At 63.0% G+C, this 23,995-nt stretch carries 20 protein-coding genes and 1 tRNA gene; 13 read left to right on the forward strand and 8 right to left on the reverse strand.

Features of this window, described 5'->3' with window-relative positions:
* Positions 1-30: 30 nt before the first annotated feature.
* The 3 genes from QM659_RS09355 to QM659_RS09365 all read right to left on the reverse strand — a co-directional run bounded on the left by QM659_RS09355 (position 31) and on the right by QM659_RS09365 (position 2,585).
* On the reverse strand, positions 31-1,200 hold the full coding sequence (locus QM659_RS09355; protein ID WP_415188210.1) for an FAD-dependent oxidoreductase: 1,170 nt from the start codon (positions 1,198-1,200) through the stop codon (positions 31-33).
* 116 nt (positions 1,201-1,316) lie between these two features.
* Positions 1,317-1,652 carry a hypothetical protein gene (locus QM659_RS09360; RefSeq protein WP_415188211.1) on the reverse strand — a complete coding sequence of 112 codons (336 nt, stop codon included), beginning with the start codon at positions 1,650-1,652 and terminating at the stop codon, positions 1,317-1,319.
* A 3-nt stretch (positions 1,653-1,655) separates the two neighbouring features.
* Positions 1,656-2,585 (reverse strand): DnaJ C-terminal domain-containing protein, encoded by a 930-nt coding sequence (locus QM659_RS09365; protein WP_415188212.1) that lies wholly within the window; start codon positions 2,583-2,585, stop codon positions 1,656-1,658.
* A gap of 204 nt (positions 2,586-2,789) precedes the next feature.
* Here QM659_RS09365 and QM659_RS09370 point away from each other — a divergent pair, with 204 nt between their 5' ends.
* Positions 2,790-5,606 (forward strand): hypothetical protein, encoded by a 2,817-nt coding sequence (locus QM659_RS09370; protein WP_415188213.1) that lies wholly within the window; start codon positions 2,790-2,792, stop codon positions 5,604-5,606.
* A 19-nt stretch (positions 5,607-5,625) separates the two neighbouring features.
* Here QM659_RS09370 and QM659_RS09375 read toward each other — a convergent pair whose 3' ends face one another.
* A complete protein-coding gene (locus tag QM659_RS09375) occupies positions 5,626-6,375 on the reverse strand; it encodes a DUF72 domain-containing protein (RefSeq protein WP_415188214.1) in 750 nt (249 codons plus the stop codon).
* Positions 6,372-7,205, reverse strand: coding sequence for a YdcF family protein (locus QM659_RS09380; RefSeq protein WP_415188215.1), 834 nt, complete (start codon positions 7,203-7,205; stop codon positions 6,372-6,374). The genes QM659_RS09375 and QM659_RS09380 overlap by 4 nt, the downstream gene beginning before the upstream one ends.
* 343 nt (positions 7,206-7,548) lie before the next feature.
* Between QM659_RS09380 and QM659_RS09385 the strand changes: the two genes are divergently transcribed.
* The 6 genes from QM659_RS09385 (at position 7,549) to QM659_RS09410 (ending at position 16,074) form a co-directional block, all read left to right on the forward strand.
* Positions 7,549-11,061, forward strand: coding sequence for a glycosyltransferase (locus QM659_RS09385; protein ID WP_415188216.1), 3,513 nt, complete (start codon positions 7,549-7,551; stop codon positions 11,059-11,061).
* Positions 11,062-11,333: 272 nt separating this feature from the next.
* On the forward strand, positions 11,334-11,477 hold the full coding sequence (locus tag QM659_RS09390; RefSeq protein ID WP_415188217.1) for a hypothetical protein: 144 nt from the start codon (positions 11,334-11,336) through the stop codon (positions 11,475-11,477).
* A gap of 317 nt (positions 11,478-11,794) precedes the next feature.
* Positions 11,795-12,295 (forward strand): RNA polymerase sigma factor, encoded by a 501-nt coding sequence (locus tag QM659_RS09395; protein ID WP_415188218.1) that lies wholly within the window; start codon positions 11,795-11,797, stop codon positions 12,293-12,295.
* 224 nt (positions 12,296-12,519) lie between these two features.
* Entirely contained in the window at positions 12,520-13,509 is a 990-nt protein-coding gene (locus QM659_RS09400; protein WP_415188219.1) for a FecR family protein, read from the forward strand.
* Positions 13,510-13,650: 141 nt separating this feature from the next.
* Positions 13,651-15,873: a TonB-dependent receptor gene (locus QM659_RS09405; protein WP_415188220.1), complete on the forward strand. Its 2,223-nt coding sequence runs from the start codon at positions 13,651-13,653 to the stop codon at positions 15,871-15,873.
* A 33-nt stretch (positions 15,874-15,906) separates the two neighbouring features.
* Positions 15,907-16,074, forward strand: a complete 168-nt coding sequence (locus QM659_RS09410) for a hypothetical protein (RefSeq protein WP_415188221.1) — start codon at positions 15,907-15,909, stop codon at positions 16,072-16,074.
* A gap of 109 nt (positions 16,075-16,183) precedes the next feature.
* On the opposite strand, the gene QM659_RS09415 is transcribed toward QM659_RS09410, so the two are convergent.
* Positions 16,184-16,258, reverse strand: a tRNA-Thr gene (locus QM659_RS09415).
* Positions 16,259-16,555: 297 nt separating this feature from the next.
* Between QM659_RS09415 and QM659_RS09420 the strand changes: the two genes are divergently transcribed.
* The 5 genes from QM659_RS09420 to QM659_RS09440 all read left to right on the forward strand — a co-directional run bounded on the left by QM659_RS09420 (position 16,556) and on the right by QM659_RS09440 (position 21,134).
* Positions 16,556-18,220: an NAD+ synthase gene (locus QM659_RS09420; protein WP_415188222.1), complete on the forward strand. Its 1,665-nt coding sequence runs from the start codon at positions 16,556-16,558 to the stop codon at positions 18,218-18,220.
* A 169-nt stretch (positions 18,221-18,389) separates the two neighbouring features.
* Positions 18,390-18,716 (forward strand): type II toxin-antitoxin system RelE/ParE family toxin, encoded by a 327-nt coding sequence (locus QM659_RS09425; protein ID WP_415188223.1) that lies wholly within the window; start codon positions 18,390-18,392, stop codon positions 18,714-18,716.
* A gap of 29 nt (positions 18,717-18,745) precedes the next feature.
* Positions 18,746-19,039 (forward strand): helix-turn-helix transcriptional regulator, encoded by a 294-nt coding sequence (locus tag QM659_RS09430; RefSeq protein ID WP_415188224.1) that lies wholly within the window; start codon positions 18,746-18,748, stop codon positions 19,037-19,039.
* A 177-nt stretch (positions 19,040-19,216) separates the two neighbouring features.
* Entirely contained in the window at positions 19,217-20,554 is a 1,338-nt protein-coding gene (gene gltX, locus QM659_RS09435; RefSeq protein WP_415188225.1) for a glutamate--tRNA ligase, read from the forward strand.
* Between the two features lie 109 nt (positions 20,555-20,663).
* On the forward strand, positions 20,664-21,134 hold the full coding sequence (locus QM659_RS09440) for a globin domain-containing protein (RefSeq protein WP_415188226.1): 471 nt from the start codon (positions 20,664-20,666) through the stop codon (positions 21,132-21,134).
* Between the two features lie 40 nt (positions 21,135-21,174).
* Here the strand turns inward: QM659_RS09440 and QM659_RS09445 are convergent, their stop codons facing one another.
* Positions 21,175-21,432 carry a hypothetical protein gene (locus QM659_RS09445; protein ID WP_415188227.1) on the reverse strand — a complete coding sequence of 86 codons (258 nt, stop codon included), beginning with the start codon at positions 21,430-21,432 and terminating at the stop codon, positions 21,175-21,177.
* A 73-nt stretch (positions 21,433-21,505) separates the two neighbouring features.
* Positions 21,506-21,730 carry a hypothetical protein gene (locus tag QM659_RS09450; protein WP_127077063.1) on the reverse strand — a complete coding sequence of 75 codons (225 nt, stop codon included), beginning with the start codon at positions 21,728-21,730 and terminating at the stop codon, positions 21,506-21,508.
* A 789-nt stretch (positions 21,731-22,519) separates the two neighbouring features.
* Between QM659_RS09450 and QM659_RS09455 the strand changes: the two genes are divergently transcribed.
* Positions 22,520-23,896, forward strand: coding sequence for a M16 family metallopeptidase (locus QM659_RS09455; protein ID WP_303484126.1), 1,377 nt, complete (start codon positions 22,520-22,522; stop codon positions 23,894-23,896).
* Positions 23,897-23,995 lie beyond the last annotated feature (99 nt).

A 23,995-nucleotide genomic window follows, 5' to 3' on the forward strand; every position in this document is an offset into this window, starting at 1 on the left:
AGGGATGCGGCGGCGCCTCGCCAAGCGATTTCACGCCGACTTGACCGTCTCAGCGGCCGGAGCGAGCCTTTTGAACCCCGAGACGAAGCCCCGGTCTATCCGGTCCTTGAGATGCCAGACCCAGCGGCCTTCGAAGCTGAAGCGCCCGCGCGCGCCCACCGCGTAGCGTTCCCCTGCCGTGATGAGCTGGAGGAAACGCTTCTGCGGAAGGAAGGGCTTGAGCGGCGCGCCCTCCGCCGCGAGGCGAAGGTTCTCGGCCAGCACGACGCTCTGGCGCACGGCATAGATGCCCGCCTTCGGCACGGCGCGCCCCACAAAAGACGCCACGTCGCCTGTCGCGAAGACGTCCGCGTGCGAGATGCTCTCCATGGTGGGCCGAACCGCGACAAACCCGCGTTCGTCGAGCGCGAGGCCGGTTTCGCCGAGCCACGGCGCGGCGGACGCTTCGACTGTCCAGAAAAGCTCGTCATAGGCCACGACCGCCCCGCAATCGGTGTGCACCGCGCCCGCTTCGACCCGGCTCGCGTTCTTGCCCGTGATCACCTCGATGCCACGCGCGGCGAGAATCCGCTCGAAGCGCGTGCCGAGCCCATGCGAGAACATGTCGAGGATCGCCGCCTTGCGCGTCAGCAGGGTGAAGCCGACAGCGTCGGGGTTGAGCCCCTCGCGTTCGAGATCGGCGCGCAGCACGCGCTCCATGGTGCATATGAGTTCCACGCCACTCGCGCCGCCGCCCACGACCACGAATTGCGCAGAGCCCCTTTGCAGAAGCCGCGCCCGCGCCGCCTCGAAGCCCGCGAGGAATTTGTCTACCGGCTTGATCGCGACGGCGTGCGCGTCCGCGCCCGGCACCTCGTGCGTGTTCGGCGTCGAGCCGGTGTCGATGGACAGGATGTCGAACGGGATGGGCTCGCGGGCTTCGCAGAAAACGCGGCGCGCGTGGATGTCGATGCCCGACACCTCGCTCACGACGAGTTTCGCTCCCGCGAACCGGCAGAGCCCGGCAACGTCGATATGGATGTCGTCGTTCGTATAGAAGCCCGCCATGAGGCCGGGCAGCATCGCGGAATAGGGTGTGCGTGGATGCCGCGTGACGACGGTAAGACGCGCATGCTCGTGCACGCTCTTGCATAACGCACGCAAGGCGTTGGCGTGCGCGAGGCCCGCACCGATGAGCACGATTTCCTTCTTCGCAGGCATCACGCACTCACCTTGACTTGTTCCGGCCGCGATCAATGCGCCGAGCATAAAGCGAGCGCGTTGCCGCGCGTCAAGAAAATGAATGCAAGCTCGCAGAGGGGCAAGCGGCGCCGCGCCTACTCTCGCGGTCCCACGACGACCCGCACGTGCGTCAGAATAGCCTCGCGGACGTGGTCAGGCTGTTTGTGCACGGCCTCGGTCATCGCACGAAGCAACGCGCGCGCACCATGGAGCTGATCGACCAGCGACAAGACCATGGTCATCTCCTCGTCGCCAAGGTCCATGCCATAGCTGAGGTCGCAGAGAAAATGCGTGCGCGCGACGTCCGTCTCGTCGAACAGGAAGCCTTGCGGGCCGCGCCTCGGCTTCACCCACCCGGCGGCGATCCACCGTTCCAGAACCTTTTCGTCGAGCCTGAAGCGGGTGACGATCTCGGTTTCGCCGACCATCATGCTCTAGCCTCCCTGCCTCGGATCATAGGGGTGGTCCTTCTCCCACGCAGTCACGAAATCTTCGAGCGCGGCGTCCGGCTCGGGCGGCAGAACCACCTGAAGCTCCACGAGATGATCGCCCTTCATCTTGCCCTGAACGCCCTTGCCGCGCAGGCGCAGCACGCGCCCGGCATTCGAGTGTTTCGGGATCTTGACGTTCACCCGCCCGGTGACTGTCTCCACCGGGACGGAACCGCCGGACAACGCCTCGCCAAGCGTGACCGGCAAAACCGATCGGATATCCTGCCCTTCGCGTCGGAAAACAGGGTGCGGTAGAACGCTCACGGTGATGAGCGCGTCGCCAGCGGGGCCGCCGCCGATGCCGGGCATGCCCTGCCCCTTCAGGCGCAGCGTCTGGCCGTCCTCCACGCCCGCCGGGATGGTGATGTCGAGCGTCTTGCCGTCGGGCATGTCGACGCGCTTCTTCGCGCCGTTCACCGCTTCGAGGAAGTCGACCGGAAGCGCGTAATGAAGGTCGCCGCCGCGCATGCGGAACTGCGCGCCGCCTGTTCCCGCGCCGGCTTCGCCGCGGCGGCGCAGGATGTCGCCGAACAGGTCGCTGAAATCGCCGGAGCCGCCGAAACCCTCGAACCCACCTTCGGGGCTCGTATAATAGCGCTCTCCCGCGCCCGCATCCGCGTAGTCGCGGTAGTAGCGCCGCTGCGGCTTTTCCTGACCGTGCTCGTCGATTTCGCCCGCGTCGAAGGCGCGGCGCTTTTCCTTGTCGCCGAGGAAGGTGTAGGCGGCCGAGATGTCCTTGAACCGCGCCTCGGCTTCCTTGTCGCCAGGGTTCAGGTCGGGATGATTTTTCTTCGCGAGCGACTTGTATGCCTTGCGGATCTCGTCATCCGTCGCCGCTTTGGAAACGCCGAGAATTGTATAGGGGTCAGCCATGATCGCTGTGGGATGTCCAGAACCTCGCCATTCATTTAGCGGTAACATGCGCGAGGACAAGACTTCGTTTCCAAGCCCGCGAAGGTTCTTGTCCCGCCGGGCTGTAAAGCGACACTCAATTAACGATGCGGTGCGGGTGCTTTTGCGAAACTGTTCAATTCGAGGTAAATTGCGCGCATCAACCATCCGGCCCGCTTCCACTGCATGCCCGCACCGCCCGTTTATCGACGCGTTTTCAGCGCGCTGGCCCTTCTGGCCGGTCTCGCGCCTGCAATCTGCGCTGTCCCGGCGGCGGCGGAGTGGTCGAACGCCTGCGCGAAGTGGCCGCAGAATACGCTCATCGTCGGCCACGACCTTCAGTCGCGCCGCTTCCTTCTCGAACCTTTCGGCGAAGCCGCGGAGCCGATGCCGTTTTTTCCGTCGTCGGCGGGTCGGAACACCTATCGGAAGTCTTTCGCCCTCTATCTCGACGTGTCGGATCGCATCGGCGTCTTCACGAGCCGCGCGCCGCGCACCTGCGTTCTCGCGCGTGACGGCGCCCAGCAATCGCCGATGAAGGTGCCCGTCTTCTTCGTGGGGCGGCAGGGCGCGTCGCTGGAGGAACTGAAAGAGGATGCGGAGATGGTCGCATTCGCGCCATCGAAGCTGCTCGACATCGGCACGAGTTTCGCCGATGTGGGCTTCCGCCTGAAGCGCGGCGGCTCGCGTTTTGACGAGATCCGTCCGTTCTTCCTGTGCGGGGTTCCGGCGCTGCTGGTCTGTCAGGGGTCTTGCCCGCCCGACTCGGTCACGCTCGGCGCATCGCTCGTGAATCATCTCGTGAAATCGAGACAGACCGCTGCGACGCGCGCGGAAGAGCCTCGCTCCGTCCAGCCGGAAAAGCCGCTGAAAGAGATCGCACCGGCCAAGCCGCTTCCCGCGCCTGAGAAAGCGGTCGAGCCGAAGCCCGCCGACCCGCAGAGCAAGCCCGAGGTGAAGGACAGGCCCGCGCCTTCGCTGCCGCCAGCGCTAGCCACGCCGCCCCGCCGCCAACTGCCGCCCGCGCTCTCCCAGCCCGCGCCGGTCGTTCCGCCGACGACGCCGTCGCTCATTACGCCGCCGCCGACGCCTTCCGCGCCACAAGAGCAAGTACCGGCGCCGAAGCCTGCCGATGGAAACCGGACGCCTCCGCCGCCTCCACCCGCAACTCCATCGTCGCCCGAGGCATCGCCCAAGACGCAGCCCGATGCCGCTGGTTCGACCGCCGACGCCAAGCCGGCCGGAGGCGAGCCCGCGCACGTCCCGGAGGACGCGTCACCGAAAACCGCCGAGCCCGTCGCTCCGGCGGAGATTGGCAAACCGGCGCTTCAAGGCACGCCCGAACCCCTGGCCGAGGCTGAAAAGCCCGCGCCGAAATCGGAGCCTGCGACCCCCGAAGCGCCTTCGGTGCCTCGACTGTCTCCATCCAGAGAGGACGATCGCGCCCCCGATGCGCAGCAAGAAGCTTCGGACCCTGCGCAAGCTCCTGCTGTCGCTCCGCCTGCGCCGCCCGCTCAACAGCAGCAGCAGCAGCAGCAGGAAGGATCGCCGTCCGCTTCCACTGGCAAGCCCGTCGAAAGCGCCCCTTCCCCGGCCGCACCTTCCGTGGACGGCTCCGTGCCAGGGCAGGATGCGGCCAAGACGCTACGCCGCCTGACGCTGGTGTTCCGGCGGCAATCGGGCGAGATCTTTCCGGCGGAGGACGTGCTTCGCGCCGAGGGCAGCATCAGTATCGACGGCAAGATCCTGACGCCGACGCCTGTCGGACTGGTCGCCGATCTTCCCGAGGCTTCGTTCAGGCGCGCGCAGGATGCCGCCTATCTCGAAATGCAGATGCCGCATTTCCGCATCAGCGATGTGAACAACGACGCCCAACGCGTTGTGGTGACGGTCGAGCCGCTTTTCGTGCGCGCGGCAGACCTTGCGATCAGGATCACGGGCGCGGCGGGGGAGCCTGTTCGCGGCTGCGATCCCGCGCTCGATGTGTCCATGAACCGGCGCATCGGCGAGGGCTGGCCCAAGTTCCAGCCGCAGCAGCGCCCGCGCGGGCTGCCCTTCACCGTCAGCGACGGCAGCGTCTATCGCCTTCGCCTGCCTCCCACCATCGACGCGGGCGAGCTTCTCATCAGCACGGCCGAAGCGGGCGCCGCCGCCATCATCCTCAACGGACCGAACGCGCCCTTGTGCGAACTCGAAGCGCGACCGCTCGTCGACGCGCAGGAACTTCGCGACGGCACCATCGCGCGTTCGCTGCAGCGGGCCGGGTCAACCTTCATCGCGGTGCTCTCGACCAACTCGAAACTGGCCGAGTCGATCGGCGCTTCCGGCGTCGAAGCCATGTGGACGAACGTCTTCGATCTGGTGCGCACGGTGTCGTCGGCGCGGTATGAGAGGAAGGTGCTGGCGCGCGCGCAGGCCGGTGTGACCCTCGATACAAGGAAGATCGAGGTTACCGACGGCGGAACTCCTCTCGCCGACGGCAGCGCGCGCAACGATTTCCTGCGCGAGCTGATTGCCGCTTCGCACGTCAATCCCGCGCCAGAGGCAATCTTCGAACCGGGCTCTCTCGAACGGTATTATCTCGACACCGCGCTGGACGTTATCCGCGCTCAAGCCGGAGTGGTGACGCGGTCTGGCGTGAAGCAGGAGACGCTGCTCGTCGTCACCGGCGATGTGAAGGACGAGAAGGGCAGTTATTTCTGTCAGGAGCCTGTGAGCCGCGATGCGGACCCGTTCGGCGCGCCGAAATGGCTGCGGCTTGCCCGGAGAACTTTCGCGCTCGAAATCTGGAGCGAAGACGCCGCGCGCAGCATGCTCCATGTGTCTCGCGTCAGGCCCGCGCCAAGCGCGCCGGAAGGCGTTTATGTGTGCCGCATGCCGGGCTCGCAAACCGACAAGATTGCGCTTTACGGCGTCCTGCCGTCCGTGCTTCAGGACGACGCGAAACGCGCGCGGGCCTTTGCCTATCTGACCGAGCAGGCGAAGGCGTTCCTGCGTCCGTAAGGGCGGCGGCACCGCGCCGTCAGAGCCCTGCGAGAAAAGCCTGAGCCGCGGCGGGTGCGCGCTCCTTCGCGCCGTCGATGAAATACACGAACACGTCTCGGCCGCCTGCCGCCCAGCCTTCGGCACGCTGCCGCCAGGCCGCGATCTCGGCGGGCGCATAGCCCGTTTCCTCGTCTGCCCGCGCCTTCATAAGCCGCGCATAGACAAAGCTGGCGGTTGGCTCATCGATCAGCGGATAGTCGTCGGAATCCGCAAAGACGATGGCGGCTCCGGCCTTCGCCGCGAGATCCGTGAAGGCGGGTGTGCGAAAGCTCTCGTGGCGGGCTTCGAGCGCGTGGCGCAGGGGATGGCCGCCCGCTTCACGAGGGAGGAGCGCCAGAAACGCCGCCATGTCGTCTCCGTCGAATTTCTTCGTCGGCGCGAACTGCCACAGGATCGGTCCGAGCTTGCCGCCCAACCGGGAAATCCCGCTTGCCATGAAGCGTTCGACCGCTGGCCCCGCCTCCGCGAGCACACGCTTCATCACGGCGGCGCGCGGCGCCTTGATGGAGAACACGAAGCCCTCCGGCGTCTCGTCGCGCCACTTCGCAAACGTGGCGGGCGTTTGCGTGCGATAGAACGTGCCGTTGACCTCGATGGACGGGAGCGCGCGGCTCGCAAACCGAAGTTCGCTCGCATGCGGCAGGCCCTTCGGATAAAAGAGACCGCGCCACGGTTCATAGGTCCAACCGCCGATGCCGGCGCGAATGACGGGGTTGCGTGTGGTCATGAGCCGGAAACGCGCGCGGGCTCGACGAGGTTTCCTCCGTTCTGCGCCGGTGAGAAGTCTCCGCGCAGCCACGACACGAACAAGCCGAGCCATTCCTTCGTGGCGAGGTCCATGCGACGCAGCCCCTCCGATCCGCGCCCGAAAGGCTGCCGCAGATCGTCGGAACCATTCGTCAGATAACCCACCGGCCACGGCACCACCTTGAAGCCCTGTGCCTCGAACAGTGCCGTCGCACGCCGGATGTGGAACGCCGACGTGACGAGGATCCAACGCTGATCCGGCTTCGGCTTGAGCATGGCCGCGCTCAGGGTGGCGTTTTCGAGCGTGTTGCGCGAACGGTCTTCGAGTTGCAGGCGCGGCGGCACAATGCCGAAGCCCGCGAAGAATCGCCGTGCGGCGTCTGCCTCGTTCGGCTCGTCCCCCAACCGCAGGATCAGTCCGCTTCCACCCGAGAAGATGACGGGAACCTCGGGATGGCGCACCGCGAGGCGCAAGGTTTCCGTCACCCGCTCGATGGCTCCCCCCATCGGGATCGCTCGGTCCTCGGACGGGATCGCTCCCGAAATACCGCCGCCGAGGACAATGATTCCGGCTGCCCCGGTTACATCGCGTTCCGTGCCCGGCTTTATGTGGTGTTCCAGCGGATGAAGGAGCCAGTTCGCGAGCGGCGAGAAGGCGACGACGACATAAAGAGCCGTCGCGCCAACGATCAGCCGGAGCGCGGCGCTGCGCTTTCGCAGTGCGAGCAGCCCGATGCCGAGCAGGAGAAGGAGGGCAATGAAGTTGGAAGGCTGAAGCACCGCCCATACCAATTTGGATAGATAAAACATCCGATCCATAGCTTTCAATCGAGGCCGGAATATCCCCGTGTCATGAAAAAGCAGCGCTTTCGCGAAATGCTATGGCAATCTCGCGAAACCTTAGCGAAATTCAACAAGATAAACGCGACCGAGCGCGGCCACCTTGGCCGTCGAATATGACATCTGCCGGATGGGACGAATTTGAGGTCGTCGCGGCAACACCGCGACGAAAAAGACTCCGCCGGGTCATCGCGGGTCTTATGCGAATTAATCTGGTTCTGTACAGGTGACGTTCAGGATGGGCAGCCTATTGTCTGGCTTCTCCTTCACCCGGTGACGCCCGCGTTCGGGCGGGTAAAATTCCGCAAGGCTCATGGCACAATATCCCGTTTTCTTCGACCCTCGAAACAAGCGCGCGGGGCATGTCTCGCGCATAGCATGGGCGCTCGCGATCGTGAGCAGCATCGCGGGGGTTATTTTTCTTTCAAGCCTTTTCGTCTTTCGCTCGTTTCCGGAGGCCACGCAGACGCAGCAACGTTTCGCCGTGCTGAACGACGTCGCGAAAGCGCCCTATCTCCTGCCGCAGGCCCGCAGCCTCGCCTATGCGGCTCAGGCAGACAAGAAGAAGACCAAACATCCGCAGCATCCCTTCTCGGCCACTGCCGCGAAGGCGAAGGCAACGAAGGTTGTGGGAGAGGGGCGTGAAAAGCCGCTCACCATCGGATATTACGTGAACTGGGACGACTCGAGCTTCGCGTCGCTTCGCGCCAACATGCAGAGCCTCGACTGGGTGGCGCCGAGTTGGCTGTTCCTTCAAGGCCCCGACCTGGACCTCAAGATCCAGGTGGACGACAAGGCGCTCGATCTCATCCGCCGCGAGAAACCCGGCATGGCGATCATGGCCATGATCCAGAACGCATCGGGCGCGAAATGGGATGGTCCCGGCCTTGGCCGATTGCTTGCCGACCCCGAAAAGCGCAAGGCCCGCATCGAAGGCATGCTCGCGTTCCTTGAGGAGCACAAGCTGCAAGGTCTCGTATTCGACTTCGAGCAGGTGCCGGACAACGCGCACAATGATTATCTCGCGTTTCTCGGTGAAGTTCGCTCCGCGTTCCAGCCGAAGGGGTTCGTCGTTTCCATCGCGGCTCCCTTCGACGATCCGCGATGGAACTACAAGGCTTATGCCAAGGTCAGCGACTACGTGATGCTCATGGGCTATGACGAGCATTGGGCGGAGGGCGAACCCGGCCCGATCGCGTCGCAGTCATGGTTCTCGACCCGTCTCGCCCTTCGCATGCGCGACCTCGACCCCGCGCATACCATCGTCGCTGTCGGCAATTACGGCTACGACTGGACGGTGGGCAGCAAGGCCCCGGCCGAAGATCTCACCTTCCAGGAAATCATGCTCGCCGCGCGCGATGCCAGGGCGACGGTGGATCTCGACTCCTCCACGCTCAACCCGCGCTTCTCCTATATGGAAGACGGGCAGACGCATCGCGTCTGGTTCATGGATGCGGTGACGGCCTACAACCATCTGCGCGCGGCGGACAAGTATCGTCCAGCGGGATACGCGATCTGGCGGCTGGGGTCCGAAGACCCCTCCCTGTGGCAGGTTCTGCCGCGCAGCTATGGCGCTTCCCCGCCCGCTTCCCTTGAAACCATCGTTCCCACGGCGGATGTGAATTTCATCGGCAAGGGCGAGCTTCTTCAGGTCGCCGCCGATCCGAAGGCGGGCGCGCGAACCTTCAAGACCGACGAACAGAACGCGACCATCGTTGCGGAAAACTACACCGCGATGCCGGCGTCTTTCGTGATCCGGCGTTTTGGCGATGCTCCCGGCAAGATCGCGCTCACGTTCGACGATGGGCCCAGTCCCGAATGGACGCCGAAAATTCTGGAAATCCTGAAAGAGAAGAATGTGCACGCCACGTTCTTCATCATCGGCGAAAATGGCGCGGCCAGTCCGAAGCTCGTGCAGCGGGTGCTGGCGGAAGGCCACGATCTCGGCAACCATACCTTCACGCATCCGAATATCGGCGAGGTCTCCGACAGTGTCGCCGCCATCGAGATCAACGCCACGCAGCGGCTGATCGAGGCGCTGACGGGCCGGTCGACGCGGCTGTTCCGGCCCCCCTATTTCGGCGACGCCGAACCTTCGACCGCGCAGGAAATCGGCCCGCTCGAAGTCGCCGAGCGTCTCGGTTACGTCACTGTGGGGCTCAAGGTGGACCCCGACGACTGGATGAAGCCCACGGCCGACGAGATCGTGCAGCGCATCGTTGCGCAGTCGACCGACCCCGACCTCGAAAAGCGCGGGCAGATCGTGCTTCTGCATGATTCGGGCGGAGACCGCACGACGACCGTGGAGGCGCTCCCGAGGATCATCGACGAGCTTCGCGCGCGCGGCTTCGAATTCGCGACGGTTTCGGAAATGGCCAGCTGGTCCAGGGACCGCGCCATGCCGCCGGTGCCCGCGGACGAGGCTGCGTCCGTCTTCAACCGCTACATGTTCTACACGCTGAACATGTTTCAGAACGCGCTGACGACGCTGTTCATCGCGGCAATCGCGCTCGGCCTCGGCCGGCTCGTCGTGCTGTGCGGGCTGGCAGCTTACGGCAACCGGCGCCGGAAGCGGCGCGCCGATCCTCCTTATGTGGACGATCTTTCCGTGTCGGTGCTGATCCCCGCTTTCAACGAGGCGAAGGTGATTGCCGCGTCGATCCGGCAGATCCTCGCCTCTTCTCACCGGAAGCTCGACGTGATCGTCGTGGACGACGGTTCCACAGATAACACGGCCGACGTCGTGCGCGGCGAGTTCGCGGACGATCCGCGCGTGAGCCTCATTAAGACTTCGAACGGCGGCAAGGCTCACGCCATCAACCTCGCGCTGGCGCAGGCGACGGGCGACATTGTCGTCGTGCTCGACGCCGACACGCAGTTCGAGCCGCTGACCATCTCGCGGCTGGTGCGCTGGTTCGCCGATCCGAAGGTCGGCGCAGTCGCGGGCAATGCGAAGGTCGGCAACCGGATCAACGTTTTGACCCGCTGGCAGGCGCTCGAATACATCACGGCGCAAAACCTCGAACGGCGCGCGCTCGCGACGCTCGACTGCATTACGGTGGTGCCGGGCGCGGTCGGCGCATGGCGCCGCGAGGCAATCACGGGGCTCGGCGGCTTCCCGTCGAATACGCTCGCCGAAGATCAAGACTTGACCATCTCCGTTCAGCGCGCGGGCTACAAGGTGCTGTTCGATGCCGATGCGATCGCGTGGACCGAAGCGCCCGATACGATGGGCGGCCTCGCGAAGCAGCGCTTCCGCTGGGCATTCGGCACGCTGCAATGCCTCTGGAAGCATCGCGCCGCCAACCTCAATCCGCGCTACGGCGCGCTGGGCATGGTCGCGCTGCCGCAGGTGTGGCTGTTCCAGATCGTGCTCGCGCTGATATCGCCGCTGGTGGACCTGCTGCTCCTCGTGCAGATCGTGCGGACCGGTGTCGACTACCTGCAGCATGGCTCGCAGTTCAATCCGGAAAACTTCATGATCACGCTGACCTATTATGCCGTGTTCATGACCGTGGACCTGTCGGCCGCGCTGATCGCGTTCGTGCTGGAAAAGCGGGAAGACCGCTCGCTCCTCTGGTGGCTCGTGCTCCAGCGCTTCGGCTACCGGCAAGTGATGTATTACGTGGTGGCGAAGTCCGTGGTGAGGGCGCTTCAGGGCCGCGTGGTCGGCTGGGGAAAGCTCGAACGCAAGGCGACGGTGCGGGCGATGGAGCCGCGCGAGGCGGATGTGCGCCCGGCGCTGCGGGAAGCGCCCGCCGTTTCCGTTACCGCCGCCGTGCAAGCGCCGGTCGACGGTCTGCCGGGGCATACGCCCGCGACGTGATGGCCGCGCGCGCGAGGCAGTATCGCGCGCGCAAGCACCGCGCGGGCGCGGAACCTGATGGTCGGCTCGCTCAACAGTTTTGCACCGTCTCAGGGACCGAAGTTGAGCGAGTGAAGCCGGATGCGGCGACCAGCACGCGCAATCGGCGAGGGGCGACGATGCCGCCGGTCACGGTGAGAGGCGCGAGACCGGCGCCGAGCTGATGGAGCCTGATCGGTTGATCTGCTGCAGGCCACTGCTCGTGAGCGAACGCTTCGCGATGACGAAGCGCGATGATCGATGAGGCCAGCACGCCGAAGCTTGACCCGGCCAACGCAGTGCTTGCGGATTCCAGCCTCGCAGCGGCCAGCGCCTTTCCAGAAAGTCCTCATGTAAAAATCAAGGCGCCGGGGCGCCAAATTGCAAAAAAGATTTAGAATAATTATATAATGACCGAGTTCTGATCCAGCTTCATTGTGTTTCAGTGCGGGTCGCACCGAGCCCGTATACGCTAAATACCGCTGCTATCAAATTTTCAAAGTCGTTTCCTCCGTTATCGGTGTTGCAAGCGCGTCAGACGCGCAGCTTATCTGAATAAACAATCGTCTAGGCGGCGTTGACATTTCTGAGAATAATGCGGTTAATCAAATGGGCATGCAATACCAGCTTAGAATTACTATAACTTTAGGGCGCGGCGGCCCTTAGCTCGTGGTCTTTGGCGCGAGCAGGCTGCTGGTTGACGATGAGGGGGGCTATGTCGTCTGCTACGCAACTGCTCAACATTTTCGGTGCTGAGCAAGGTCGGCTCCATCGGCTGATCCGGCGGATCACGGGCAATGCGCACATGGCGGAGGATGTTGTTCACGACACCTTTCTCAAACTCATGAACCGCGATGTAAGGGAACGTGATGTCGGTCTGGTGGTCACCACGGCGCGTAATCTTGCGCTCGATGCCATGCGGGCCGAGCAGGTGCGCGCTACCTATGCCAAGAGCGTGTCGACCGAGCAGGTGCAAGCCGGTGAGGTTTGTCCGGAGGACGCGGCTGCGAGCCGGATGGAGTTCGACGCGCTGATGCGCGCGCTGGAAACGCTGCCGCGTCGTACTCAGCGCATCCTGCTTCTGAGCAAGATCGACGGCATGACCCATCCCCAGATTGCACGCACCTTGGGCATCTCGGTCTCTACCGTCGAGAAGGAAATGATCTCCGCCCTCGAATTTTGTCGCGACTGGAAGCGACGGCGCGAGAAAGCTTGAGGCAAAGCTGGCGTTTTTTGTGAAGTTGAGAGCAAGCGCTCCCCGCTCTCGTTGGCCATGTTTCTGCGGCTTGGCGTTGTCCGCCGCGAGCGAGCGTCCCCGGAAAACGTGCGCCCTCTCCATCTGAAATCGACGGCCAGAGCGCTGGGGTTCAATCTGCTCAGGCCTTAATATAAGTCTAAACGCGCTTCAAGAACTGACGATTTGCGAGAGAACGCTTTGCGATGGAATCCGCAACCGACGACAGCGAGGACCGCGAGCGGGCTTCGCGCGAGGCAACCGAATGGTTCGTCCGCCTCAACAACCCCCTCGCCTCCGAAGCGACGCGGCGCTCATATCAGACCTGGCTTGCGGCCGATCCCGCCCATCATGATGCGATGCGCGATGTCTCTGAACTGTGGGGGGCGCTCGACCGCCCGGCGGCGCAGCTTGCGGCTACCGGCTGGCATCGCGCCCCCGACCGCTCTGAAAGGCAACAGCGCGCGGAGCGGCTTCGAGGATTCAGATACGCCACAGCCGCGACAGTCATGGTGCTCCTCTCGGGTGCCGTTGCCATATGGCGAGATGCGGGCCTTCTCGACCGTGCTTTCGCCGATGTTGCGACGTGGCCCGGGGAACGGCGTGAAGTCCGCCTGGTCGACGGCACGATGGCCTTTCTTGACGGCGATACAGCCCTTGACAGTCGTATGGGGAAGGAATTCCGCGAGATCACCCTCCTGCGCGGCAGGGTCTGGTTCGATGTCGCATCGGACAAGACACGTCCTTTCATCGTGCATGCAGGGCGCGTCGATTCCCAGGTGCTCGGTACAGCCTTCGGGGTCGATCGCGAGGCCGGTGCCGTCACCGTGGAGCGTGGCGAGGTTGCCGTGTCCGATGCACACCTCTCACGCAGCCCGGTGCGGCTGAAAGCGCGGCAGAGCGTTGCGCTGCAGAATGACAGCTTGGGCTCGCCCGTTGCCGTCGATCCTGACCAGGCTCTCGCCTGGCGTCGTGGGTTGATCATTCTTGACCGGGCTCCCCTTTCCCGAGTCGTCGAAGAACTTGGCAAAATGACGCCCGGCCGCGTCCTGTTCGCCAATCCGGAGCTGAAGCGCCTCACGCTCTCCGGCACCTTTCGCGCCGACGATCCGGCAACTGTCCTGGAGGCGGTGCGAAGCGCGCTCAACGTCCGAATCTTGTCTGTGCCCGGCTTCGCGACCCTGATCTATCGATGAGTCTCACTTTTTTTGCGGGGTTTGCCCCTCCCGCCCGTTGAACACATGGGTGGGGCCGCTGGACGCGTGCCCCGAGTATGGGTGTGGGGCATTACTATGCAGAACTACGCAAGAATCGCAGCGCTGAGCTGCGGTGTTTCTATGTGCGCGTTATCGTTCGTCTTCTCCGATATGCCTGCGGCGTGGGCTCAGGCGAACGCCACCTACGATTTCAATATTCCGGCCAGGCAGCGTCTTTCCGCGCTTGCCGACTTCACGGCGGCGACCGGCATCCAGGTGGTTCGTGCGGGAACCGGTGCTATCGGTGGATCCTCAAAGCCCGTCAAGGGACGGCATTCGGCGGAAGCGGCGCTCGGGGCGATCCTCGCCGGTTCGGACCTGACCTATCGCTTCACGGGCTCACGAACGGTCGCGATTGAGACGCAGGGCGGAGATGCGGGCGCAGGCGCCGGCGGTATTGCAGGGGGCATAGCTCTTGATACGATCGACGTCAGAGGCGCGGGGGAAGGCATCGGGCGAGACGGCGTCAGCGAGGTCAACATCACGAGCGCGGACCTCGAACGTCACAACGCCACCGACGTCAGGGGCGTTTTCAGAGGAGAGCCGCGCGTCACGGTCGGTTCGTCCTTGCCCACCTCTCAGAAGGTATATGTGCAGGGCATCGAGGAAACCAATCTGGCAGTCTCGATTGACGGCGCGCGCCAGAATAACAAGGTCTTCCATCACAACGCGACGACGGTGATCGATCCGAGCCTTCTCAAGGCCGTGCGCGTCGATGCGGGCGTGGCTCCCGCCGATGCGGGCCCAGGCGCACTTGGCGGCGCGATCGCTTACGAGACCAAGGATGTCGCGGATCTGTTGTCCCAGGATGGCGTCGGCGGCTTTCTGAAGACGACCTACAATTTCAACAGCAATACCTCGACGAATAATCTTGCTGCCTACGGACGCCAGAACGGTTTCGAGGCCCTCGGCTCGTTCAATTATGCCAAGGGAAGCAATTTCACTGCCGGCAATGGAGGCGAAGTGCTCGGCACAAAGACGGACTTCCTGAGCGGCCTCGGCAAATTTGCCTATGAGAGCGCCGGCGGCCATCGCTTCGAGATCAGCCATGAGCAGGTGCGGGACGACGCCCTCCGGCCCTTTCGTGCGAACGCCGCGCGAATGGCTGCAGACGAGTCGAAGTGGCCCGTCCTGCGCCCCTATACGCTGGATCGGCAGAATACAGTGTTCACCTATACTGATCAGACGCCGGTTGGCTGGTGGGATCCAAAAATTGTGCTGGCCTATAATAAATCGAACGTGATGATAGATCAGTATGTAACAAAGACATACATTTACGATTACACCAGTGAAGGTATCACCGATAGCCTTAACGGACGCTTTGAAAACAAATTCGCCTTGTCGCTTGGAAATGTCGTAACGGGCGTGGATTTCTATCGCGAGCGTGCAAAATACATCGGCAATACGCCTTCGACAGCGGAAAAAGCCCTGAATTTCGGCGCCTACGCTCAGGCGAGGCTGACGCCTTTGGAGCGCACGAAGCTGTCTTTCGGCGTGCGTGGCGATCACCAGCGCTTCGAGGGCGTCAACGGCTTTGAATCAAGCGATCAAGGCCTCAGCTCCAATGTTTCGGGCGAATACGAACTGGCGAGCTTTCTTTCCGTCAAGGCCGGGTATTCCCATGTCTGGGCGGGCGTTCCGCTTGCGGAGAATTACGTCCAGAACTCAGCCTGGAATTACGGCGCCGGACCGAAGTCGGTAACGTCTGACAACTACACCGCTGGCTTCGTCATCCCATACGGGGCCCTGCGGTTCGAAGCGGGCGTGTTCCAGACCGAAATCGATAATGCGCGCGTGCCACTTTACAAGGAGCCTTTGCGCGCCTTCGACGTGCAAACGCGCGGCTTCAACCTCAGCGCCGCCTATGATTGGGGCGACGGCTTCGCGCGCGTGCGATTTGTGCGCACTGACGCGGAGATCGACGGCAAAAAGGCCGACACCTATCTTGGAAACTACCTCACGGCCCCGATCGGCGACGTGCTGACACTCGAAGCGGCGCATACCATCGCGCAATGGAACGTAACCGTCGGCGCCGATATCGAAATCGTTTTCGACTATGACGAACTCACGCAACGGACGGATAGCACGTTCGGCACGATCAAGGGCTATCAGGTCGCCAATGCCTTTGTCGAATACCGTCCGCCGTCGCTGCGATCACTGACGCTTCGCGGCGAGGTGAAGAACATCTTCGATGCGACTTATTCCGCGCGCGGAACCTACGGTCTTGAGTATGGCACCGGCGTTGTGCAGCCTCTCTATGAAACCGGACGCACCTTCCTGGTCAGCACGAAGATCGATTTCTGATGCAGGGATTTCGTCGGGTCTGACGGTGAGGGCATGACGTTTGCTCCTGACCTGCTCAACAGCGTCGTGCCGCTTCATCGGCGGCTCGGCGCTGCAGCGCTCTCGGCGACGGATGGCAACGCGATCCCGCAGGAGAGAAAGGCGCTTTTCAGCCTTGCGCGAGGCGCTGACAAGGCGCGAAGACGTGTCGAAGTGATCTGAGACTCGGTGAAGGTCTTCCGTCTCGGGCTGGGACTTAGCTTTAATGCCAAGCGAAACGGCTCGCGTTCCGCGAACGCCGCTGGAAGCCTTATACAGCAATGTGACGTTGTGGTGCCGGCTGAGGGATTTGAACCCCCGACCTTCGGTTTACAAAACCGCTGCACTACCACTGTGCTAAGCCGGCACGGCGCCACACTCTGCGTACGCAGCGCACACTCTCAGTGCAAATAACAAATCGCGCCTGTTTAGGCAACCGCTCGACGGCGACGATTGGCGAAATCCTGTGGTCGCGTGCTGAAGCGCCTCTTCCCCTTGGCGACGGGTGATCTGCCGACCGAGGCCTGGGACTGCATTCGGGTCTTGAATTCGTGTGCAAGTCTGCCGTAATCCGACGTAAAATCGTGCAACGTGACGTAATTTGTGGTGCACCCTGCACACCATCTCGCCGTTCTCGTCGGCGGGGAACGGAGACCTACGCGCCATGACGGCATCCTTGCGCATCGCCTGCGCTCAGCTCAACCCCGTTGTGGGCGACCTCGCCGGAAACGTGGCGCTCGCTCTTGAAGCTCGCGGGCAAGCGAGCGCGCCCGGCGCCGATCTGGTTGTCTTTCCCGAACTTTTTCTTGCGGGTTATCCCCCCGAGGATCTGATTTTGAAGCCCGCCTTCGTGGCGGCCTGCATGGATGCGGTGCGCGCGCTGGCGGCGGAGACGGCGGATGGCGGCCCGGCGCTGCTCGTCGGCACGCCATGGGGGGAGGACGGCAAGGTTTACAACGCCGTTGCACTGCTTGCGAGCGGCCGCATAGAGGCGCTGCGCTACAAGGTGGATCTGCCGAATTACAGCGTGTTCGACGAGAAGCGCGTGTTCGCGCCGGGGCCCCTGCCCGAGCCGGTGGATTTCGCCGGGCTGCGTCTCGGCCTGCCGATCTGCGAGGACATCTGGACGCCCGCGATTGCCGGTTCGCTTGCGGCGCGCGGCGCGGAGCTTCTGGTTTCGCCGAACGGATCGCCCTTCACGGTGAAAAAGCGCGCCCAACGGCTCGACGTCGCCCGCGCACGCGTGGCTGAAACCGGCCTGCCGCTTCTTTATGTCAATCAGGTGGGCGGGCAGGACGAGCTTGTGTTCGACGGCGCGTCCTTCGCGCTCAATAGCGACGGCGCGCTCGCGGCGCAGCTTCCCGCATGGGAGACGGCGCTTGCGATCACCGAATGGCGACGGGACGCAGGTGGCTGGGCCTGCGTCGACGGCCCAAATGCGCGCGTCGAGGAAGGGCGTGAAGCCGCCTATCTCGCCTGCGTGACAGGGCTTCGCGATTATGTGGAAAAGAACCGCTTCCCTGGCGTGGTCCTCGGGCTCTCGGGCGGCATCGACAGCGCAATCTGCGCCGCGATAGCGACGGACGCGCTCGGCGCCTCGCGGGTTCACTGCATCATGCTGCCCTATCGCTACACGTCGAACGCCTCGCTCGACGACGCGGCCGCCTGCGCCGAAGCGCTCGGCGTGCGCTACGACATCGTGCCGATCCATCCGGCGGTCGAGGCGTTCAGCGGCATGCTCGCGCCGCTGTTCAAGGGCGCCGAACCGGGGCTCGCCGAAGAAAATCTGCAATCGCGCATTCGCGGCACGACGCTGATGGCCGTGTCGAACAAGTTCGGCGGCATGGTCGTGACCACGGGCAACAAGTCCGAGGTGTCGGCTGGCTACGCCACGCTCTACGGCGACATGAACGGGGGCTTCAACCCGATCAAGGATCTCTACAAGACGGAGGTCTTCGCGCTGTCGCGCTTCCGCAACGAGCATGTGCCGAAGGGCTGCCTTGGGCCGGGCGGCGTCGTGATCCCGGACAACATCATCACCAAAGCGCCGACCGCCGAATTGCGCGAGAACCAGACCGATCAGGATTCGCTGCCGCCTTACGACGTGCTGGACGATATTCTCGAAAGCCTCGTGGACCGCGAAGAGCCGTTAAGCGTGATCGTCGCGCGCGGGCATGCGCCGGAAACCGTGAAAAAGGTCGAGCGCCTGCTCTATCTTTCGGAATACAAGCGGCGGCAGGCGGCCCCCGGCGTGAAGATCACCGAGAGGAATTTCGGGCGCGACCGCCGCTATCCCATCGTCAATCGGTTTCGTGAGACGGTGGGGTGAGGGGGAGGAAAGTGAAATCGGAGTGACGCCTCAAGTTAGGTGGAAGAGCCGTTTGCGCGGACGCTGGCTGCGGTCAGCGATGCCGCATTCCCCCTGAGCGTGCAACCCATCCTAAAGCTACATTTTCGCTTGCGAAGTCTATTGTCTCAAGGTAGCAAATTTGCTACATATGACATACTGGACCGTTGAAACGCTGAACGCCGCCGTCGACGCTGAGCTTGAGGCTTTGCCTGCCGACATGCGGGCGCGCTTTGTCCGCATCGCCCGCATGATTGAAGCGCTAGGCTTGGAGAAGGTTGGCCACCCGCACGTCGATCACATCAATGGGGCGCTTTGGGAAATCCGCATGAAGGGCGCCGACGGAATCGCGCGGGCGCTTTATGTAACGGCGAGGGGTAAAAGAGTGGTGGTGGTGCGTGTGTTTGTGAAAAAGACACAGAAAACGCCTCGCCAGGAGATCGAGTTAGCCCTGAAAAGGGCGAAGGACGTGATATGACTCGCGTGACAGATTTGCACGAACGGTGGATGGATGAGCCCGAATACGCGGAGGCGTATGCCGAACTCGAAACGGAGTTCGCGCTCGCCCGCGAGATGATCGAGGCTCGCGCCCGCGCTGGCCTTACCCAGGATGAGCTTGCGAGCCGTATGGACACCTCACGGACCGTCATTGCCCGGCTTGAAAGCGGCCGCAGCCTTCCGTCCACGCGGACTTTGAAGCGCTTTGCTGCCGCCACGGGGAGCCGTCTCGCCATCTCTTTCGTTCCTGCTTCTAAAAAGGCCCGCAAGGAAAGGACGGCCAAGCGCGCAGCGTCGGCATAACACGGTCGCGCTGGCGCTTCGTGACTGATCGAGCACTTCGATTACTACGCAAGCAGACGCAAAAGGCGTAAGCGATAAGTTCATTCAATGGTACAAGCCTAAAACCGTGAGCGTCCACCTGCCCCCGCCAAATCGCTACAAGCAAAGGCCCGCTTCGCAGCCAAAAGCCGAGCATCCATGACCAACGCCGTCAAAGTCCGCTTCGCGCCGAGCCCCACGGGCCGGCTTCACATCGGCAACATCCGCTCTGCCGTGTTCAACTGGCTGTTCGCGCGGCGCGAGGGCGGCGTTTTCGTGCTGCGCTTCGACGACACGGACCTCGAACGCTCGAAGGAAGAATATGTCGACGGCATCCGCGAGGACCTGCGCTGGCTCGGGCTTTCGTGGGACGAGGAGTTCCGCCAGTCGGAGCGCTTTGCCTTTTATGCCGAGACGGCGGAAAAGCTGAAGCGCGCGGGGCGGCTTTATCCGGCCTACGAGACGGCGGCGGAGCTTGAGCGGCGGCGCAAGTTGCAAATGGCGCGCGGCAAGCCGCCGGTTTACGACCGCGCGGCGCTGAACCTCACCGACGCCGAGCGCGCGGAACTCGAGGCCGCCGGACGCAAGCCGCATTGGCGCTTCAAGCTCGACCAGCGGCCGACCGCGTGGGACGACCTCATTCGCGGGCCGCAGGAAATCGACGCGGGCACCATCTCCGATCCCGTGCTGATCCGCGAGGACGGCACGCCGCTTTACACCTTCACGAGCGTGGCCGACGACGCCGACACCGGCGTCACGCACATCATTCGCGGCGAGGACCACGTCACCAACACGGCGGTGCAAATCCAGCTTTTCGAGGCGCTGGGCGCGCCCGTGCCGCGTTTCGCGCATAACAATCTGCTCATCGGCGCACAAGGGGAGGCCTTGTCGAAGCGCATCGGCTCGCTGTCCATCGCGGGGCTGCGGGAGGACGGGTTCGAGCCGCTCGCGGTGATGACGCATGCCGCGCTCATCGGCACGTCGGAGGCGTTGCAGCCGCATGACGGCCTCGACACGCTGGCGAAGCTGTTCGACTTCGGCAAGATCTCGCGCGCCCCCGCGCGCTTCGACCCCGCCGAACTCGCGGGACTGAACGCGAAGCTGCTGCATACGACGCCCTTTGAGGCGGTGGCGGATCGGCTTGCGGCGCGCGGTATCGATGGCGGCGAGGCCTTCTGGCTGGCCGTGCGCGCGAACCTCGAAGTGTTCGCCGATGTCGATCTGTGGTGGCGCGTCGCAAGGGGCCCGATCACGCCCGTGATCGAGGATGCCGCGCTCGTCGGGAAGGCGCTGGCGCTGTTGCCGCCGGAGCCGTGGGATCATAACACGTGGAAGAGCTGGACCGACGCCGTGAAACAGGAGACCGGCGCAAAGGGCCGCGCTCTGTTTCATCCCTTGCGCCTCGCGCTGACGGGACTGGAACGGGGACCGGAACTCAAGGATTTTCTGCCTCTCATAGGCAGGCGGGAGGCGGCCGCGAGATTGGCGCAAGGCTGAAGGCTTGCGTTCAGTCCTATTTCCAAGCCAATCATGAGTTCATGAGCAAATTGCATGGTAGCGGTGTTTCCCATATTCTTGCGCCGCTTTGAAAAGCCGCGAGCCGTATGTGGAGTTTTCGTTGATAGGGCCAAACCAGCTAGCTGCTTTACGAGATTTTTTCTCGAACGTTGAAGGTGATTTACCTGAAATCGTTGCGCGGATGTACGATCGCTTTTTTGAGGCGGTGCCGGAAGCGGCTTCTTTATTCAAGGGCGACTTCGCGGCGCAACAGTTGCAATTCGCCTCGATGTTGCGCAGCACAATCGCGTTGACGCGGTCGAGTCAGCTATGGCCGGTCGACCCCGAAGCGGGCCGCGCCTCGCTGCCGGAGATTGAATATCTCGGGTTGCGCCACGCCTGCGCAGGCGTTCAGACCGAGCACTTCGCTGCGATGAAATGGGCCTTGGCGCGCACGCTCGCCGAAATGTATCCGACGGATTTCGACCGGGACATCGAGGATGCGCTCGGTTTCATTTTCGACGTCGTCTCGAAGGCGACGAAGACCGGCAGGGCGCCGGTCGTCCGAAAGGGAAAATGAAAGGCGCCGGCCCATAAGTCGACACCCTCAAAAAGAAATCCTAATACCGTGCGCCGCTGGCCGGCTCCCGTTTCATTTGCTGCGCGCGCGCCTTGAGGCGAGCCTGCTGGCGCTTCTGCGTCGCCCGTTTGGCAGCCTGCGAGCGATCCCTGACGGGATTGGCCCGGTTCTGCAGGGCGCGTGAAAGCTGCCGCGAGGCCTGAGCATTGTCGATCCCTTGTCCCGTTTGAGCCGTGACCGAGCCGGGAATTGCCAGGATCGTAAAGAGAGGAATTGCCGCAAAGACGATGAGTTTCATGAACATGCCCGCGTTGGTGAGTTCGGGTGAGCTTCGGCTGGGAGGCCGCCGAAGCTCAGTCTCATGGATCGGATCAGCCGCGCCCGCCATATTGCCCGCTGCGCTGACCGCTGGTGCGGGCCTTGGCGCGTCGATCGCTCGACTTGCCGAGCTGACCGGCCTTGTTCTTTGCCTTGTTCAGGTGGCTCTTGCCAGACTGGCTGTGCTGGCTCTGATTTCGGCTCGCCGCATCGGCATTGAATGAAGCCGCTGTGGTCAGAAGGAACACAGCCGCGACCGCAAGCGCTAACGTCTTCATGGACATTGCCTCTTCATTGTTGGAACGTGTTAAGGCAGGCTAGGCGTGCATGGCTTAACTGAAGATTACCGCCATAACGCTTGGCCATTGAATAGAGTAATGAGCGTTACCTGATAATTGCGATAAAAAGTACACTGCAATTCAGAGGACCAGATCCATGCTAAAATTGGCAGTCATACCGGTGGCATCGCTCCTCCTAGTGGAAGCGCCGCCTAACGATAGTGACGATAAGCTTGTTCGTGTCGGCTTTTGCCTTCCGAAAACCGTTCGTTTCTCTCAGTGCATCAATGGTACGGCCTACGCTTGCGTTCGCACGCGGCATATGAACTGCCGGACCAAAACCTCGTGCACGCCGAGTTCGCAGACATGTCCGCGAAAGCCCGGCCTGCTACAGCGGTGACAACCCGGCCGGGGAATCACGCCTGGGGGATCACGATTGCGTGCCCGTTCCGGCGATCTTGATGTATTGGCGTGGCCCGCGCGAAATTCTTGCGCGGTCGGGCGATGTGTAGGGCTCTCGCTCCACGCAAACCGGACACATGACAAAAATGTAATATGTCAGCGGGCGATCTTGTTTCTAGATTGCGGCAGCACTTTCATCTCGTGACGTCATGAAATCGCCGCACCACTACTGGCGCCATCGCCGGAAAGAGCTATATCTCCAGCGACTCTTTGCAGAAGGATGCCGGATTGCCGATGTTTCAAGCTCCATCATATGGAACGCGCCCCTGTTCAACCCCATCTGGATCGGGCACACTGACCAAAATCAAACTTCTTGGTGTCCTGCTCATGGCTTTAGCGCTTTCTCCCCTCGATACCGTCGCCGCAGCGCAAACATCGTCTCCCTCGCGACTCGCCTATCACGGCACGCTGGATAACGGCCTCGAAATCGTGGTTATCCCGGATCGCCGCGCGCCAGTCGTCACGCATATGGTATGGTACAAGGTCGGCGCAGCGGACGAACCGCTAGGCAAGTCGGGCATCGCGCACTTCCTCGAACATCTCATGTTCAAGGGCACCGACAAGATCCCCGCCGGCGAATACTCGAAAATCGTTGCGCGCCTCGGCGGGCAGGACAACGCTTTCACCGCACAGGACATCACGGCCTATTTCCAGCGCGTCGCCAAGGACAAGCTTCCGAGGGTGATGGAGATGGAAGCCGACCGCATGGCGAACCTCAAGCTCGCCGAGAACGATGTGCTCACCGAGCGCAAGGTCATTCTCGAAGAGCGCCGGAGCCGCGTCGACAATGATCCTTCGTCGCTGCTGCAAGAGCAGATGATGGCCTCGCTCTACACGGCGCACCCCTATCATACGCCGGTCATCGGCTGGGAAACCGAGATGAAGGGCCTGACCCGCGAGGACGCGATCGCTCATTACAAGAAGTTTTATGCGCCGAATAACGCGATCCTCGTTGTCACGGGCGATGTGGAGCCGGAGCAGGTGGTGGAACTCGCCAAGGAAACCTATGGCAAGATCCCGGCGAACTCCGCTGTCGGTGCGACGCGAAAGCGCCCGGTCGAGCCGGAACCGGTTGCCGAAAAACGCGTGCTTCTGCGCGACGGCCGCGTCGGCAAGGCGTCGCTTGAGCGTTATTACACCGCGCCGAGCTTCAGCACCGCCACCGGCCGCGAAGCCGAGGCGTTGCAGTTGCTCGCTCGTATCGTCGGTGCGAGCAACACGAGCCGCTTGTACAACAAGCTCGTGCGCGAAGAGAAAAAAGCCTCCGCGGCGAGCGCCTGGTACAGCGGGCTGGCGCTCGACAATGGGCGCTTCGGCTTCTACGCGGTGGCTGCGGGCGACAACAAGCTCGAAGATATAGAGGCGTCGATCGATGGCGTGATCGATGACGTGATCCGCAATGGCGTCACCGACGAAGAGCTGGCGCGTGCCAAGACAAGCGAAATCGCCAACCTTATCTACTCATCCGATAGCCAGCAGAGCCTCGCGCATACTTACGGCTGGAGCCTCGCCACCGGCCGCACTGTGGACGATGTCGAAGCCCGCGCCGATCGCCTGAAGGAGGTCAAGCGCGAAGACGTTCAGGCCGTCGCAGCGAAGTACCTGAAGCGTAAGCGTTCTGTCACGGGCTATCTCATTCCGGAGCCTTCTCAGGTGGCCAAGGTCGATCCCCGTCCGGCTTCCGCTGGCGGCACGTTGCATTAAGGAGCGGAAGACCCACATGAGCCCCACGATTTCCGGCAACCGACTGTTGACGTCGCTCGCCGCATCAGCCCTGTTTATCTCGCTCCTTTTCGGAGCAGT

It is taken from the genome of Rhodomicrobium sp. (assembly GCF_047605405.1).
Taxonomy (GTDB): Bacteria; Pseudomonadota; Alphaproteobacteria; order Rhizobiales; family Rhodomicrobiaceae; genus Rhodomicrobium; species Rhodomicrobium lacus.